Source organism: Streptomonospora nanhaiensis, assembly GCF_013410565.1.
Lineage (GTDB): Bacteria > Actinomycetota > Actinomycetes > Streptosporangiales > Streptosporangiaceae > Streptomonospora > Streptomonospora nanhaiensis.
Genome location: NZ_JACCFO010000001.1, coordinates 955,486 through 969,526, shown reverse-complemented (window position 1 = coordinate 969,526; position 14,041 = coordinate 955,486). Strand labels below are relative to the sequence as shown.

Below are 14,041 nucleotides of genomic sequence, written 5' to 3'. Positions count from 1 at the left end.
GTCCCTTCGCGCCGGGGGGATGGATGCACGGCATGCCAACTTAACCAGACCCGGCGCGCGTGTCCGCGCGGGGGAGGGCGCGCGCCCGCGCGCCTAGGTGTCCGGCGCCGACGCGGAGGGTGCCGGCTCGCGGCCGGGGGCCGCCAGCAGCAGCACCGCGTTGGCGACCGCGATCAGGGTGGCCGCCAGCACCGCCCACAACTGCGTCTGCAGCGCGTGGGAGTAGAGCCGGAACACCTCGGCGGTGGACCAGCCGAACCAGCCGGTGGTCGGGGCGTAGGTGAAGAGCCCGAACGAGGTGGTCACGGGCACGAGGACGGCGGCGGCGACCTGGACGGCGGCCGGCAGCAGCAGCGCGGACACCAGCACGCCGCGGCGCGGGCGGCGGGCCAAAGCCAGGTAGAGCAGGAGCGCGGCGGCCACGCCGCCCGTCAGCGCCGGGGCGGCGAGCGAGCGCCCGCCGTCGGCCGCCATGCCCAGCGTCCGGCCGACGTCGAGCGCGACGGCGCCGGCTGCGGCGCCGACCGCGGAAGCGGCCAGTTGGAGCCACAGCAGGACCCGGGTGCGGGCCGCGGCGCGCTGGGACGAAGGCGGCGGGGGCAGGTCGGCGGAGGCGGACACGTGCGGGACACTACCAGCGCCGACACCCGGTCGGGCGCCGTGGCGGCGCGGTCCGGCCCCGCCGCGACACGCCCGGCGGCGACGGAATCCGCAGGCGCGCGGGTGAGGCCCGCAGGCCGCGGGCGCCCCCAACGGCGGGCGGCCCGGCCGACCCCTCGGGGGTATCCTGGTCAGCGCAGGCCACAGCAGCGGTGCGGGGGTGCTCCGGCCGGGCGCCGCCCGCGTTGCGGACGGGGCGCGCGGGGCGGGCGCAACACCCGGACAGGTTCGGCGACGCGCCGGTGAGTGTCGTTGACGCTGTCGGGCGACCGGCTTACCTTCAATGTCGAAGGAACCCGCGGCGCACCCTTCATGCCCCCTGTCAAACCGCCGTGGGCCGAGAAGCCGGAGGTTCGGCGTGGCGGTTACTAGCGGTGAGCAGCAGACCTCCGCTCTCAGGCATACAGCCATACGACGGGCTGGGGAGCAGGGCCTGCTGTGCGACGAGAACGTGGTGGCGCTGCCTATGGACGTCGGTTATCGCGGCCCCACCGCGTGTGCGGCCGCCGGAATCACCTATCGCCAACTCGACTACTGGGCGCGGACCGGCCTGGTCGGCCCCAGCGTGCAGCCCGACAGCGGCGACCCCCCGCTGTACAGCGTCCGCGACATCCTGCTGCTCAAGGTCGTCAAGCGGCTGCTGGACACCGGCATCTCCCTGCAGCAGATCCGCACGGCGGTCGACCACCTGCGCTGCCGGGGCACGGCCGACCTCGCCCAGATCACCCTGATGAGCGACGGCGTCAGCGTCTACGAGTGCACCTCGCCCGACGAGGTCGTCGACCTCATGCAGGGCGGGCAGGGCGTGTTCGGGATCGCCCTGGGCCGGGTGTGGCGCGAGCTTGAGGGCACCCTCGACGACGTCCCGGGCGAGCGCCTGAGCGAGCCGCTGGCCGACAACCACCCCGCCGACGAGCTGGCCCGCCGCCGCCGGGAGCGCAAGACCGGCTGACCGGCCCCTGCTCCCGCACCCCCGGCCGCGTCCCGCCTCCAGCGCCGGACGCCCCTCCCGCGCCGCGCGGCCGGAGCGTCCGCGAGGGACGCCCGCACCGCCGCACCCGTGCACCGCGCACACCGCACCGGTGCGTACGCCACTCCACCGCTCCCCGGTTTTCGAGTACCGTCGAAACGTGTGCCGCGCGCGCCGAACGGAGCCGGGACCACCCCGGACTCCACGCGGGGCGCGCTGCCATGGATAATGCAGAACCGTCCGACAGCAACGACGGCCGTCGATACCACGCGGGAGAGACCCCTTCCAGGGGCGCCGACGGGGCAATACTCCCCAGTAACCTCTCAGGCACCAGGGACCGCGTGGAGAAGGCCACTCTGGAGCGGTAGGCGCGACGTGCCTGGGCCGCGGCCGATGCGGCCGTGAGCGACAGAGGGGGAGACCACACAGGAGCAGCCGCGCGAGCGGCCACTGCGACCAGGAGGTCTCCATGACGGAGCAGCCAACCCGCGACCACGGCCGGGCCCCCGACCCCGCGGTCCCCGCCCGCGCCTTCGCCGACCGCCACATCGGCCCCGACCCCGCGGCGCTGGCCCACATGCTCAAGACCGTCGGGTTCGGCTCCACCGCCGAGCTGATGGCCGCCGCGCTGCCCGAAGGGATCCTCACCGGCCCCGGCAGACCCGCGCCGCTCAGCGCCCTGCCCCAGGCCGCCGGGGAGTCCGAGGCGCTGGCGGAGCTGCGCGAGCTGGCCGGCCGCAACCAGGTCCTGACCTCCATGATCGGCCTGGGCTACTACGACACGGTGACCCCGCCGGTGATCCGGCGCAACATCCTGGAGAACCCGGCCTGGTACACCGCCTACACGCCCTACCAGCCCGAGATCTCCCAGGGCCGCCTTGAGGCGCTGCTGAACTTCCAGACCGTGGTGTCCGACCTCACCGGCCTGGCCGTCTCGGGCGCCTCGCTGCTGGACGAGGCCACGGCGGCCGCCGAGGCCATGACCCTGGCCCGCCGCGCCTCCCGCGGCAAGGGCAGCGCCTTCATCGTCGACTCCGACGTCTTCCCGCAGACCCTGGCGGTGCTGCGCACGCGCGCCGAGCCGCTGGGCATCGACATCGTCGTGGCCGACCTCTCCGGCGGCCTGCCCGACGCCGACGCCTTCGGCGTGCTGGTGCAGTACCCGGCCGCGAGCGGCGCGGTGCGCGACCCCCGCGCCGTCATCGCCGAGGCCCACGAGCGCGGCGCGCTGGCGGTGGTGGCCGCCGACATCCTCGCGCTGACCCTGCTGACCAGCCCCGGCGCGATGGGCGCCGACATCGCGGTGGGCTCCACCCAGCGCTTCGGCGTGCCCATGGGGTTCGGCGGCCCGCACGCCGGCTACATGTCGGTGCGCGAGGGCCTCCAGCGCCAGCTGCCCGGCCGCCTGGTGGGCGTGTCGGTCGACAGCGCCGGGCGCACCGCCTACCGGCTGGCGCTGCAGACCCGCGAGCAGCACATCCGCCGCGAGAAGGCCACCAGCAACATCTGCACCGCCCAGGTGCTGCTGGCGGTCATGGCGAGCATGTACGCCGTCTACCACGGCCCCCACGGCCTGCGCGAGATCGCCGAGCGGGTGCACGCGCGCGCCGCGCTGCTGGCCGAGCGGCTGCGCGCGGCCGGGTGCGAGGTCGTGCACGACGCGTTTTTCGACACCCTGCGGGTGCGGGTGCGCGGTGCCGCGGCCGCGGTGGTCGAGGCGGCGGCGCAGCGGGGGATCAACCTGCTGCTGGTCGACTCCGACACCGTGGGCGTCAGCTGCGACGAGACCACCACCCCCGCCCACCTCGACACGGTGGTGGCGGCCTTCACCGAGGCCGACCCCGCCGCCTCGCCGGTGCCGCGCGGCGCCGAGCCGGCACAGGCGCCGTACCTGCTGCCCGCCGGGCTGCGCCGCGAGGTCGACTACCTGGCCCACCCCGTCTTCAGCGCCCACCGCAGCGAGACCTCGCTGCTGCGCTACATGCGCCGCCTCTCCGACAAGGACCTGGCGCTGGACCGCACGATGATCCCGCTGGGCTCGTGCACGATGAAGCTGAACGCCACCGCCGAGATGGAGGCGGTGACCTGGCCGGAGTTCGCCGGACTGCACCCCTTCGCGCCGCTGGAGCAGGCCGCGGGCACCGTGCGCGTCGTGCGCGACCTGGAGCGCTGGCTGGCCGACATCACCGGCTACGACGCGGTGTCGCTGCAGCCCAACGCCGGCTCCCAGGGCGAGCTGGCCGGGCTGCTGGCCATCCGCGGCTACCACCGCTCGCGCGGCGACGAGGGCCGCGACGTCTGCCTGATCCCCAGTTCGGCGCACGGCACCAACGCCGCCAGCGCGGTCATGGCCGGCATGCGGGTCAAGGTGGTGGCCTGCGACGAGGGCGGCAACATCGACCTGGCCGACCTGCGGGCCAAGACCGCCGAGCACGCCGCCGACCTCGCCGCGATCATGGTGACCTACCCCTCCACGCACGGCGTCTACGAGGACACCATCGTCGAGGTGTGCCGCCTGGTGCACGAGGCCGGCGGGCAGGTCTACGTCGACGGCGCCAACCTCAACGCCCTGCTGGGCTGGGCCAAGCCCGGCGAGTTCGGGGCCGACGTCAGCCACCTCAACCTGCACAAGACTTTCTGCATCCCGCACGGCGGCGGCGGCCCGGGCGTGGGGCCGGTCGCGGTGCGCTCCCACCTGGCCGGGTTCCTGCCCAACCACCCCGGCCAGGCCGAGGCCGGGCCCTACACCGGGGTCGGGCCGGTCTCGGCGGCGCCGTTCGGCTCGGCGGGCATCCTGCAGATCTCCTGGGCCTACATCCGCATGATGGGCGAGGAGGGCCTGCGCGCGGCCACCGAGGCGGCCGTGCTCAGCGCCAACTACGTGGCCAAGCGGCTGGAGCCCTACTACCCGGTGCTTTACACCGGCAGCGGGGGACTGGTGGCCCACGAGTGCATCGTGGACATCCGCCCGCTGGCCAAGCGGACCGGCATCAGCAACGAGGACGTCGCCAAGCGGCTCATCGACTACGGGTTCCACGCCCCGACGATGTCGTTCCCGGTGGCCGGCACGCTGATGGTCGAGCCGACCGAGTCCGAGGACCTGGCCGAGCTGGACCGCTTCATCGACGCGATGATCGCGATCCGCGGCGAGATCGACCGGGTGGCCGACGGCGGCTACGACGCCGAGGACAACCCGCTGAAGAACGCGCCGCACACGGCCGAGGCGCTGACCGCCGACGACTGGAAGCACGCCTACACCCGCGCCGAGGCCGGCTACCCCGTGCCCGAGCTGCGCCGGGCGAAGTACTGGGCGCCGGTGGGCCGGATCGACCAGGCCTACGGCGACCGCAACCTGGTGTGCGCGTGCCCGCCGCCGGAGGCGTTCGAGGACTAGGCGCACCGCGCCTCGAACGGGCCCGCCGGCCCCCGCTCCACGCGGGCGCCGGCGGGCCGTGCGCTGCCCCGGTGGCCGATATGGTGATCTACGCCGTAAAGGCGTTCGCCGATCCGGTGTGCATCCCCTGCGCGCCCCTTCCGCGCCCGCGCCCCCGCGCCCGCCGGGGACCGATTCCGGACGCCCCGGCCCCGCCTCGTCAGCGTGTCCGCCGCGAGCCGCTAACCTCCCAGAGGAACCGCCGGTGCGGCAGGCGCCGCGCCATGCTCCCCCCGTGTGGAAAGTGGCTCTTCATGACAGCCTCGGTCGGACCCACCACCTTCGACGCCGCCGGCGACGAGCCGGAGTTCAAGAGCCTGTGCGACCAGGCCCGCGACCTCGCCGAGAACGGCCACCTCACCCGGGCGGCCCAGGTCTACGAGCAGGTCGTGGAGGGCGGCTCGCGGCGCTACCTGCCGATGGCCGCCATGGGCCTGGCCGTGGTCCGCCACGACATGGGCGAGGTCGCCGCCGCGCGGGCCGCCGCCCGCCAGGCCATCGACACCGGCCACCCCGAGTACGCGCCGCGCGCGGCCTACCACCTGGCCCTGTCCTATGAGCAGGAGGGCGCCGCCGAGCAGGCCGCCGCGGCCTGGCGCGCGGTGCTGGACTCCGGGCACAGCCGGTACGCGCCCGCCGCCCACCACGGCCTCGCCAAGCTGGCCGAGGACCGCGGCGACACCGCCGCCGCCGAGGACCACTGGCGCCAGGCGCTGGACGGCGCCGCGCCCGACATCGCGGCCGAGGCCGCGCACGACTACGCCGCCCGGCTGCTGGCGCGCGGGCGGGCCGACGAGGCCGCCGAGGTCATCCGGCGCGGGCTGGAGTTGCGCGAGGACCCGGGACTGCGGCTGCTGCTGGGCGCGGTCCACGTCGAGCACGCCATCAGCGCGTTCGGCGCCGTGGTCGCCGAGGCCGAGACCGACCCCGAGGGCGGCGGCGCGCGCGTGGCGCCCGAGGTCGCCGGCGGCGCGGTGGAGCTGCTGGCCCGGCTGCTGGCGGTGCGCGGCGACACCGTGTCGGCCGAAGGGGTGTGGGACAGCGGCCTGCGCCACCGCGACCCCGCCACCGCCGCCGAGGTCCGCGCCCGGCTGCGCCGGGGGTTCCTGGCGCCCGAACCGGGCCCCGCCGACGCCGAGGACGGCCGGGGCGCCGACGAGCCCGAGGCGTGGTGGGAGCCCTACGTCGAGGCGGCGGTGGCCCAGGGCAGCGCGCCGATGCTGACCGGCGAGCTGTTCGTCGCCCTGAACCAGATGTACACCCACCTCGCCCTGCCGCTGGCCCAGGGCGAGAGCCGCGCGGGCGAGCTGCTCCGGGCACTGGAGGACGCGGTGCGCACGCCCAGCGAGTACGTGTGGGGCCGCGCGCTCCACGACGACTTCCGCGAGCGCCTGCGGCTGGCGGCGGGCACCGGCGCCGACGTGCTGCCGGAGGGCTGGCCCGACCAGGGGTGAGGCGGCCGCCGCCGGGCGGCCGCGCGAACGGGGGCGGAGCCGGCGGCGGCCCGCTCCGGCGCGGTGAGGGGAAGCGGAGGAGCGCACGGGTGGAGATCGAGACGCCGCGAGGGCCGGCACGGGTGGAGCTGGACGCGCCCGGCCCGGGGAAGCCCCGGTACCTCCTGGCCATCACGCACGGCGCGGGCGGAGGAGTGGACGCCCCCGACATCGCCGCGGTGTCGGCGGCGGCCGCGGCCGAGGGCGCCGCCGTCGCCCGTATCACCCAGCCCTACCGGGTGGCGGGGCGGCGCATGCCGGGGTCGGCGACCGGACCCCAGGACGAGGCGTGGCGGTCGGTGGTGGAGCAGGTGCGCGCCTGGCCGGAACTGGCCGGGGCCCCGCTGGTGCTGGCGGGGCGGAGCAACGGCGCCCGGGTGGCCTGCCGCACCGCCGCCGCACTGGAGGCGGCGGCCGTGGTCGCGCTGGCGTTCCCGCTGCACCCGCCGGGCCGGCCGGAGCGCTCGCGGGCCGGGGAGCTGCGCGGGGCCGGGGTGCCCACCCTGGTGGTCAACGGCGACCGCGACCCCTTCGGCGTGCCCGATCCCGCTGACGCCACCACGCTGGTGGTGCGCCAGGGCGAGCGCCACGACCTGGCCAAGGACGTGGAGTCCCTGGCCGCGGTGGTGGTGGAGTGGCTGGCCAGGCACGTCGGCTGACGCGCGCGGCGGCGCGAGCGCCGGCCCGTGCCGCCCACCCCGAGAGGGCGGGCGGTCGGGGCGCGGTGCCCGGGCGCGCTCCCGTGGCGCCCGTGAGGAGGCCGCCGCGCCGGGTCGGCGGCGGCCGCGCCGACCGGAGGGGTCGGGGTGCGGCCGAAGGAGCCCGGCGGTCAGGCCGCCGCGCGCACGTCGGTGGGGCGGCGCGGCGCGATGACGCCGCCGTTGGGGAGCAGTTCGCCGGTGTCGTCGAAGACCACGACCCCGTTGCAGAGGAGGCTCCATCCCTGCTCGGGGTGGCTGGCGACGACGCGCGCCGCCTCGCGGTCGAGAGCGGTGAACGACGGGCAGGTGGGCTGGTGTCGGCACATGGCGCGTCTCCGATGGTCGTCTCGTACCCGTGCGGGGGGCGGCCCGACGCCGCGGGCCCGCCGCCGCACGCGGCCCCGCGGCCCCGTATCGCCGCGCAGCCTGGTGGTGCGGGTCACAGTACATTCGGTTTCGCTGGTATTCGACGCAGGAGCACAGCGTGTCGGTGCGCTACGGAGCGGGATTGGCCGACTGCGGCCAGGCACCCAACCGGCGGCGCGGCGCGGGGATCACACCGGGGATGCGGGGGTGCCCGCGGATCAGGCCGCGGCCAGGCGCTCCCGGCACCGCCGGTCGGCCTGGCGCACGGGCTCGGGCAGCCGGTAGCGCGGGGCCAGCCGCAGCACCAGTTCGGTGGCGGAGGCCAGGTCCACCCGGTGCCCGACGGAGACGTAGACGGGCTTGACGCCGTCGCGGGTGCGCAGGCAGCGGCCCACCACCTCGCCGCCGTCGACGAGTTCGCTCCAGGACCCCCGCGCGGCCGCGGGGGGCTCGGCCCGCCCGATGAAGGGCGTCTTGCCCACCCCCAGGACCGGGCGGTCGAGGGCGAGACCGATGTGGCAGGCCAGGCCGAAGCGGCGGGGGTGGGCCAGGCCGAAGCCGTCGCACACCCACACGTCGGGCTCGGCCCGCAGCCCCGCGACCGCCTCCAGCAGGGCGGGCGCCTCGCGGAAGGCGAACAGGCCGGGCACGTAGGGGAAGCGCGGGCGGGAGACGGCGGTGGCGGTCTCCACGACCGTCCAGTCGGGGGCGGCGAGGACGACGGCGGCGGCCGCGAGGCGGTCGTCGCCGGGGCTGTAGGCGACGTCGAGCCCGGCCACCAGTGAGACGCCCGCGAGGTCCAGCGGCTCCTGGCGCACCAGGGGAGCCCAGCGCTCCTGAAGCGCCTCGGCGGCCTCGGCGGTGGCGGGCGGGTCGCCGAACAGCGTGTCGGCGCGTTCGTCGGCCCCGGCGGGGGCACCGCTGTCGGGCGTGCGCATGCGGGAAAGCCTAGAGCCTGGAGCGTTGCGCGGCATCTCGGCAACCGGCACGTGCGGCGCGGCGGGAGCCAAAGCGGCCGAGCCGGCCCCCGCCGCGCCGCACGCGAGACCGGGCCGAGCGCCGCGAGCGGGAGGGCGGGGTGGTGCTCGGCCGCGGCCGCACACCCGCGCGGCCCCGGCGGGCGGACGCACCGCCGGCTGCCCGGCACGGGATCGACCCGGCGCGGAACCCGCGCTCGGTGGCCGGCCTGGTGCCGCGGCCCTGCGGTCGGGGGCGGGTGGCGGCGGGCGGCCGGTCCGCTGCCGCCGGCGTTGACGCCACGGGTGCGGGCGCGGTCTCGCCGGACGCCGACCGCGCCGCTCGCCGGTGCACGCCTCCGGCGAGCGGCGCGGTGCGCGCGGCCGGGTCCGGTGCCGCACTCCCGGCGGGCGATGCCCGGGCCCGTCCCCAGACGCTGGCGGTGCGGGTGCGGGGGTGCGGGCGCGGCCGTCGGGCCGACGGGCGGCGGCGGACGCGGTTTCGCCGGTGCGCGCCTCCGGGATCGATCCTTCCTTCACACGGGCCCCGGTGCCTGCGGCGCCCCGGCGCCCCGTGGCCGCGTCCGGCCGCGGCGGCCGGGGTTCGCGGCCGCAGGGGCGCCGTGCGCGAAGCTGCCAGCTGGGGCGATGCCGGAGACGCGCTGGCAGGGGCTTGGGGAAAGCCCGGCAACGGGAGGCGGCGGGTGTCTAGGATGAGGCGCGTGGATCCGGGCGTGGGCCCGGGTCCGGCTGTGCCACAGGCATTCCCCGTGCCCCGGTGGGGGCGCAAGGAGCAGCGTTGCGCATCGGTCTATTCGTCGCCTGCCTCACCGACACCCTCTTCCCCGGCACCGCGCGGGCCACGGTGCGCGTCCTGGAGAGACTCGGCTACGAGGTCGTGTTCCCGCGCGAGCAGACCTGCTGCGGGCAGGCGCACCACACCTCCGGCTACCGGCGCGAGGCCGCGGCCCTGGCCGCGCGGTTCGCCTCGGTGTTCGCCCGGTGCGACCTCGTGGTGACCCCTTCGGCCTCCTGCGCCGCCATGGTGCGCACCGGCTACCCGCGCCTGGCCGAGCGCGAGCGCCGCGCCGAGGAGGTGCCGCGGGTGCTGGAGCTGACCGAGTTCCTGGTCGACGTCGCCGGTGTCACCGACGTCGGCGCCACCTTCCCGCACCGCGTCACCTACCACCCCACCTGCCAGTCGCTGCGCGCCCTGAAGGTCGGCGACCGCCCGCTGCGGCTGCTGCGGGCGGTGCGCGGACTGGAGTTGGCCGAACTCCCCGCCGCCGAGGAGTGCTGCGGGTTCGGCGGCACGTTCGCCTGGAAGAACGCCGACACCTCGGTGGCCATCGTCGCCGACAAGGTGCGCCACATCGGCGAGACCGGCGCCGAGGTGGTGTGCGCCGTGGACGACGCCTGCCTGACCCAGATCAGCGGGGCCATGTCGCGGCTGCGCGGCGGGGTGCGCACCCTGCACCTGGCCGAGATCCTGGCCGCCGACACCGGCGAGGTGCCCCGGTGAGCCCCGCGCCCCCACCCGGCGCGGGCCCGGCACCCGGGGCGGGTGGCGCCGGGCCGGCCTACCCGTGGGGGCACCTGCTGGGCCGCGGGCAGGGCCCGCGCGCCGCGGGCGAGCCGCGGTTCGCCGACACCGCGCGCACGAGCCTGGGGCACAGCGCCGCGCGCACCTCGCGTGCCACGGCGGCGGCCGAGCTGCGGGCCGACCGCGACACCGGGCGCCGCGCCGAGCCCGACTGGGCGGGTCTGCGCCGCGCGGCCACGGCCGTGCGGGAGCGGGCGCTGGCCGACCTGGAGCGCCACCTCACCGAGTTCGAGAAGCGCGCCGAGGCGGCGGGCGCGCGCGTGCACTGGGCGCGCGACGCGGCCGAGGCGGGCCGGATCGTGGCGGGCGTCGCCGCGCGCGCCGGCACCCGCGAGGCCGTGCGGTCCTCCTCGGCGACCGCCGGCGAGCTGCGGCTGGACGCCCACCTGCTGCGCGCCGGGATCACCGTCCACGAGACCGCCGTGGCCGACCTCATCGCGGGGCTGGCCCACGAACCGCCCCACTTTGAGTCGCGCACGGTGCGCCGCCACGACCGGGCCGGCGCGCGGGCGGTGCTGGCGCGGCGGCTGCCGGGCGCGCCCACCGACCTGCGCGCCGACCCGGGGGCGCTGGTGGCGGTGGCGCGCGAGTACCTGCGCGAGACCCTGCTGGAGGCGGGCACCGCCATCACCGGCGCCAACGCCCTGGTCGCCGAGACCGGCAGCGTGGTCGCGATGGAGACCGAGGGCAATGTGCGCATGGGCGCGGCCGTGCCGCGCACGCTCATCACGGTGGCCGGAATCGACAAGGTGGTCCCGGCCTGGGCCGACATCGCGGTCCTGGCGCGGGTGTGGGCGCGCTCGGCCACGGGCGCGGCGCAGGCGCCGGTGGTCTCCACCTGGACGGGACCGGTCGAGGGCGACGGCCCCGACGAGGTGCACGTGGTGCTGGTCGACGCCGGACGCAGCGCCACCCTGGGCGACCCGGTGGGCCGCCAGGCGCTGCGGTGCATCCAGTGCACGGCGTGCCTGGACGTCTGCCCGGTGTTCGAGCGCACGGGTGCGGCGCCCTACGGGTCGGTGCACGCCGGGCCGATCGGGGCGGCGCTGACCCCGCAGCTGCGGGGGACCGCCTCGGCCCGCGAGGCGTCGCTGCCGTTCGCCTCGACGCTGTGCGGTGCCTGCACCGAGGTGTGCCCGGTGGGGGTGGACATCCCCGAGATCCTGCTGGAGCTGCGCGCGCGGGTGGTCGACGAGCGCCGCGCCAACGCGGTGCCCACTCCCGAGGCGCTCGCGGCGCAGAGCGCCGAGTGGGTGATGGCCGAGGAGCGGCGGTTCGCGCGGGCGCAGCGGGCGGGGTCGCGCTGGGCGCGGCTGCTGGCGCGCTCGGGGCGGCTGCGCCGGCTGCCGGGGCTGCTGGGTCGCTGGACCGAGGCCCGCGACTTCCCGGTGCCCCCGGGCGAGTCCTTCCGCGCGTGGTGGGCCCGCCGCCGGCGTGCGCTCCTGCTGGGGGCGGCGATCCGCCCGCGCGGGGCCGCCCGTGGCCCCGGTCCGGGCGTGTCGGCCGGCCCGGGGCCGGGGGAGCGGCGCAGGGACTCCCACACGCGCCCCGAAAGCGGGCCGGAGTGAGGGGCGGCGGCCTCGCCGCGCGGCCCGGCATCGGCATCCGCCGCCGGGGCGTTCGGACGTCGGAGGGGCGGACGGGGGGCGTGGGCCGGGTGCGCGGCGGGCCGGGGGACCGGCGGCCGTGGGTGAGAGCGAGGCGGTGTGATGGCTGACGGGCGCGATGCCGCGCGGGCGCAGATCCTGGCCCGGGTGCGCCGGGCGGCCGCCGCCACCGGTTCGGCCGAGGCGGCGCCCGGCGGTGCGGGGCGGGTGTGGTCGGCGGCGGGCACGGAGGGCGCGGATGCCGTCGCCCTGTTCACCGACCGCCTGGCCCGGCACGGGATCGGTGTGCAGCACGTGACCGACCTGGACGACCTGCCGAGGGTGATCGCCTCCTCGCTGTGGGGCTACGGGGTCCGCCGGGTGGTGGTGCCGCGCGACCTGTCGTCCATCTGGCTGTCGGACCTGGACGGCGTGTGGGCCATGCGCGACGACCCGCCGCACGCGCCGCTGTCGGCGCGGGCGATCGAGAGCGCCGGCGCCGCAGTCACGCGCTGCGCGCTCGCGGTGGCCGACACGGGCACCCTGGTCCTGGACGGCGGTATCGGACAGGGCCGCCGCGCGCTGTCCCTGCTGCCCGCCCACCACCTGTGCGTGGTGGAGTCGGGCCAGATCGTGGACACGATGGCCACCGCCCTGGCCGAACTCGACCCGGCGCGCCCCACGACCTGGCTGACCGGCCTGACCTCCACCACGGCGATCGACGGCGTCCCGGTGGGCGGTGTGCACGGTCCCCAGCGCCTGGACGTGGTCATCGTCGGCTGAGCCGGTCGCGGCGGCGGTCCGCGGCGGTCCTCGGTCAGCCGAGTCGGCGGCGGCCGGCACGTGTGGGAGATTCCCGTGCGCCGCACCCGGCCGCCGGTGGCCCGCCGGGCCGGGGAGTGCTGCGAGCGCATGCCGCGGCGCCCCCAACGCCGCCGACACCCCCGTCGGGAGGCGTCTGACGCGCGCCCGCCCGCGCGAACCGCCGGGGGCGGGGCGGCCCGGCACCACGGCGGGGGTGGCGGTGGCGCAGCGGCCGTGCCCGCGGCCGCGTGCTCGTGCGGGGCCGGCCGGCGGGCTCAGGTGAGGTCGAGGCCCCCGTCGACCGACAGCACCTGCCCGGTGACCCAGGTGGCGCCCGGGTCGGCGAGCCGCACGATCCACGCGGCGACCTCCTCGGGCTCCCCTCGGCGGCCCAGCGGAATCCGCGCGGCCTCGGCCTCCTTGATCCGCCGCACGGTGTCCTCGGGCAGCCCGGCCGCCGACAGCGCCTCGCTCTCGGTGGGCCCGGGGGCCACGGCGTTGACGCGCACGCCCTCCGGTGCGAGTTCGGCCGCCCAGGAGCGGGTCAACTGCTCGACGGCGGCCTTGGAGGCGGCGTAGTGGGCGGCGCCGGGCAGCGGCCGGTGGCCGTAGGTGCTGGAGACGTTGACGATCGTGCCCCGCTGCCGGCGCAGGTGCGCGAGCGCGGCGGCGGCGAGCAGGCTGGGGGCGGTGACGTTGAGCGCGAAGAGGTCGGCGACGCGTGCGGGGTCGGTTTCGGCGAGCGGCATCATCGCGGTGGCGCCCGCGTTGTTGACCAGGACGTCGAGGCGGCCCCAGCGCCGCACGGCGGCCTCGACCACCTCGGCGGGGGCCTTCTGGGCGCGCAGGTCGGCGGCGTGGACGGCGATGGCGGGGTGCTGGGCGGCGGTCGCGGCCAGCGCGTCGCGGCGGCGGCCCACGACCAGGACGCGGGCTCCGGCGCGGGCCATGGCGGTCGCGGTGGCGCGGCCGATGCCCGAGCCTGCCCCGGTGACGATCGCGACGCGGTCGCTCAGCAGGTCGCCGCGGTCGTGCGGTGCGGTCAACTCGACTCCCGGTTCCTCGTTCGACTTGTTCGACGTTCGACGAACGTCGAACAAGTTAGCATGGGGCCATGAGAAGCGCGCACCACCCGGCCACCGGGGACCTGTCGCTGCCCGAGGTGATGGCGGCGCTGAGCGATCCGCTGCGCATCGGGCTGCTGCGGGTCCTGGCCGACGGCGGCGAGCGCGGCTGGGGCGAACTGCGGGCCCCGGTGGCCAAGTCCACGCTCAGCCACCACCTGCGCGTCCTGCGCGACGCGGGCGTCACCCGCACCCGCCAGGAGGGCACGCGCTGCTTCGTCACGCTGCGCCGCGACGACCTGGAGTCCCGCTTCCCCGGCCTGGTCGCCGCCGTCCTCGCGGCGGCCGAGGCAGACGGGGTCGGCGGGGGAGTGCGCCTGGCCTCCGACGCCGCCTGAACCGCGC

General features: G+C 77.3%; 12 protein-coding genes and 1 riboswitch. Of the genes, 8 read left to right on the top strand and 4 right to left on the bottom strand.

The genetic code is table 11. From position 1 onward, the window contains the following. Window positions 1–93: 93 nt before the first annotated feature. On the bottom strand, window positions 94–621 hold the full coding sequence (locus HNR12_RS04185) for a hypothetical protein (RefSeq protein WP_179766254.1): 528 nt from the start codon (window positions 619–621) through the stop codon (window positions 94–96). Between the two features lie 397 nt (window positions 622–1,018). On the opposite strand from HNR12_RS04185, the gene HNR12_RS04180 reads away from it, so the two are divergent. From HNR12_RS04180 to HNR12_RS04165, 4 genes are all read left to right on the top strand, one after another. Further along, the gene (locus HNR12_RS04180; RefSeq protein ID WP_372451070.1) at window positions 1,019–1,612 is read left to right on the top strand and encodes a MerR family transcriptional regulator; all 594 of its coding nucleotides are present in this window, start codon (window positions 1,019–1,021) and stop codon (window positions 1,610–1,612) included. Between the two features lie 278 nt (window positions 1,613–1,890). Beyond that, window positions 1,891–1,980, top strand: a riboswitch (glycine riboswitch). A gap of 119 nt (window positions 1,981–2,099) precedes the next feature. Continuing rightward, window positions 2,100–5,024 (top strand): aminomethyl-transferring glycine dehydrogenase, encoded by a 2,925-nt coding sequence (gcvP, locus tag HNR12_RS04175; RefSeq protein ID WP_179766252.1) that lies wholly within the window; start codon window positions 2,100–2,102, stop codon window positions 5,022–5,024. Between the two features lie 293 nt (window positions 5,025–5,317). Then, a complete protein-coding gene (locus tag HNR12_RS04170; protein WP_179766251.1) occupies window positions 5,318–6,517 on the top strand; it encodes a hypothetical protein in 1,200 nt (399 codons plus the stop codon). Window positions 6,518–6,606: 89 nt separating this feature from the next. Next, window positions 6,607–7,215, top strand: a complete 609-nt coding sequence (locus HNR12_RS04165; RefSeq protein WP_179766250.1) for an alpha/beta hydrolase family protein — start codon at window positions 6,607–6,609, stop codon at window positions 7,213–7,215. A gap of 170 nt (window positions 7,216–7,385) precedes the next feature. On the opposite strand, the gene HNR12_RS04160 is transcribed toward HNR12_RS04165, so the two are convergent. Next, the gene (locus HNR12_RS04160; protein ID WP_179766248.1) at window positions 7,386–7,583 is read right to left on the bottom strand and encodes a DUF5999 family protein; all 198 of its coding nucleotides are present in this window, start codon (window positions 7,581–7,583) and stop codon (window positions 7,386–7,388) included. Window positions 7,584–7,841: 258 nt separating this feature from the next. Next, window positions 7,842–8,561, bottom strand: a complete 720-nt coding sequence (locus HNR12_RS04155; protein WP_179766247.1) for an endonuclease V — start codon at window positions 8,559–8,561, stop codon at window positions 7,842–7,844. Between the two features lie 817 nt (window positions 8,562–9,378). Here HNR12_RS04155 and HNR12_RS04150 point away from each other — a divergent pair. The 3 genes from HNR12_RS04150 to HNR12_RS04140 all read left to right on the top strand — a co-directional run bounded on the left by HNR12_RS04150 (window position 9,379) and on the right by HNR12_RS04140 (window position 12,551). Beyond that, complete coding sequence (locus tag HNR12_RS04150; RefSeq protein WP_179766245.1) at window positions 9,379–10,101, top strand: (Fe-S)-binding protein; 723 nt, start codon at window positions 9,379–9,381, stop codon at window positions 10,099–10,101. After that, entirely contained in the window at window positions 10,098–11,750 is a 1,653-nt protein-coding gene (locus HNR12_RS04145) for an LUD domain-containing protein (RefSeq protein WP_179766243.1), read from the top strand. The genes HNR12_RS04150 and HNR12_RS04145 overlap by 4 nt, the downstream gene beginning before the upstream one ends. A gap of 141 nt (window positions 11,751–11,891) precedes the next feature. Continuing rightward, window positions 11,892–12,551 carry a LutC/YkgG family protein gene (locus tag HNR12_RS04140; RefSeq protein WP_179766241.1) on the top strand — a complete coding sequence of 220 codons (660 nt, stop codon included), beginning with the start codon at window positions 11,892–11,894 and terminating at the stop codon, window positions 12,549–12,551. A 296-nt stretch (window positions 12,552–12,847) separates the two neighbouring features. Here the strand turns inward: HNR12_RS04140 and HNR12_RS04135 are convergent, their stop codons facing one another. Further along, complete coding sequence (locus HNR12_RS04135) at window positions 12,848–13,618, bottom strand: SDR family NAD(P)-dependent oxidoreductase (protein ID WP_217781679.1); 771 nt, start codon at window positions 13,616–13,618, stop codon at window positions 12,848–12,850. A gap of 68 nt (window positions 13,619–13,686) precedes the next feature. Between HNR12_RS04135 and HNR12_RS04130 the strand changes: the two genes are divergently transcribed. Beyond that, window positions 13,687–14,034: an ArsR/SmtB family transcription factor gene (locus HNR12_RS04130; protein ID WP_179766239.1), complete on the top strand. Its 348-nt coding sequence runs from the start codon at window positions 13,687–13,689 to the stop codon at window positions 14,032–14,034. Window positions 14,035–14,041 lie beyond the last annotated feature (7 nt).

Bases quoted from the DNA above. Each gene is read 5' to 3' on its own strand.
- gcvP (WP_179766252.1), top strand. From the start codon at position 2,100: ATGACGGAGCAGCCAACCCGCGACCACGGCCGGGCCCCCGACCCCGCG.
- HNR12_RS04170 (WP_179766251.1), top strand. From the start codon at position 5,318: ATGACAGCCTCGGTCGGACCCACCACCTTCGACGCCGCCGGCGACGAG.
- HNR12_RS04160 (WP_179766248.1), bottom strand. From the start codon at position 7,583: ATGTGCCGACACCAGCCCACCTGCCCGTCGTTCACCGCTCTCGACCGC.
- HNR12_RS04155 (WP_179766247.1), bottom strand. From the start codon at position 8,561: ATGCGCACGCCCGACAGCGGTGCCCCCGCCGGGGCCGACGAACGCGCC.
- HNR12_RS04140 (WP_179766241.1), top strand. From the start codon at position 11,892: ATGGCTGACGGGCGCGATGCCGCGCGGGCGCAGATCCTGGCCCGGGTG.
- HNR12_RS04130 (WP_179766239.1), top strand. From the start codon at position 13,687: ATGAGAAGCGCGCACCACCCGGCCACCGGGGACCTGTCGCTGCCCGAG.